1 protein-coding gene is annotated in these 1255 nt (G+C 57.9%); it reads left to right on the top strand.

Features of this window, described 5'->3' with window-relative positions; translation table 11 throughout:
* Positions 1-118: 118 nt before the first annotated feature.
* The gene (locus G8767_RS34880) at positions 119-1225 is read left to right on the top strand and encodes a tyrosine-type recombinase/integrase (protein WP_047269064.1); all 1107 of its coding nucleotides are present in this window, start codon (positions 119-121) and stop codon (positions 1223-1225) included.
* Positions 1226-1255 lie beyond the last annotated feature (30 nt).

Raw genomic sequence — 1255 nt, 5'->3', positions numbered from 1 at the left:
GTTATCTCTAGCGCCGCATCAGGATGAAGGCACGGTAGGCACGGCGTGTCGGTCGCCCTGTCCCTCATGGTTATCTAATAGCGTCTATGTCACAGGTGGGACAGCCATAGGAGTGGCGATGTCGTGTGCTGTAGAGAAGGTCATTTCACCGACGACGGGGCAGTCGGGTTGGGTGATCGTGGACGAAGAATCCATGCGCCCGGTCGCGGAGGCTTCCGAGTGGGTGCTGTTCATGCAAGGCGCCGGAAGGTCACCTCAAACAATCCGCGCATACGTTCCTCGGGTCTGTTGGTTCTTGAACTGGACTGCCGGTCGCGGACTGGATTGGCACGAGATTCGTGTAGGTGAACTCACTCGTTTCAAATTCGCCGTCGAACACACCCCAACCGTCCACTACCGGCTGCGCTCCGGCAGATCGGTCAACGCAGTGATGACCGCTGTCGTCGAATTCCTCAGGTTCTGCGGAATGCGTGGATTGGTCTCCGCAGATGTTGTTTCTGGGCTGTCCCAGCCCAAGTACCTGGCCTACGCACCCCGCGATTTCCACGAAGGTGAATCCGGTCAGCATCGGCTGATTCGTGCCAGAACCCTCAAAGCGCCGGAAGTCGTAAAGCCTCCGGAAATTATTACTGAAGAACAGTTTTCGCATGCTCTGAACTCCGCGAACACCGAACGAGACCGTTTTCTGGTGCTGTTGCTGGTTCGTTCCGGACTCCGAATCGGAGAGGCATTGGGTTCGCGCCGTAGCGACCTGCATTTCCTTCCGACCTCGGTTCATCTGGGATGCCAGGAACGTGGACCTCATGTTCATGTTGTTCGGCGTGAAGGCAATTCGAACGGTGCCCGCGCTAAAGGACAATCCCGAGTCGTACCGGTCAGCGACGAGGTGGTCACTCAGTATCGCGAGTACCTTCTCGAACGAGACAGCGTGCCCACCGCAATGACCTCGGACTTCGTGTTCGTCAACCTTCTCGGGCATCACGCCGGTTCGCCGATGTCGTATTCGAACGCAAAACAGATTGTGGAAAGGATCGGCAACCGTGCCGGTTTCCGATTGCGGCCCCACATGTTCCGGCATACGGCAGCCACAATCTGGACGCGCAACGGCACCGGTATCGACGTGGTTCAGTCGTTGCTCGGTCATGTGAGCCGAGCATCGACCGCGATCTATCAACACCCCGACGCGGAGGACCTGAGGGCGGCAGTGGAAAGAGTGGGCATATGAGCATCACCGCTCTACCCGTCGAGTCAAGTG

Source organism: Rhodococcus sp. IC4_135 (assembly GCF_011602025.1).
Taxonomy (GTDB): domain Bacteria; phylum Actinomycetota; class Actinomycetes; order Mycobacteriales; family Mycobacteriaceae; genus Rhodococcus_F; species Rhodococcus_F baikonurensis.
This window is presented reverse-complemented; position numbering and strand designations above follow the sequence as displayed.

Coding starts and splice junctions, on each gene's coding strand:
- G8767_RS34880 (WP_047269064.1), top strand. CDS start 119: ATGTCGTGTGCTGTAGAGAAGGTCATTTCACCGACGACGGGGCAGTCG.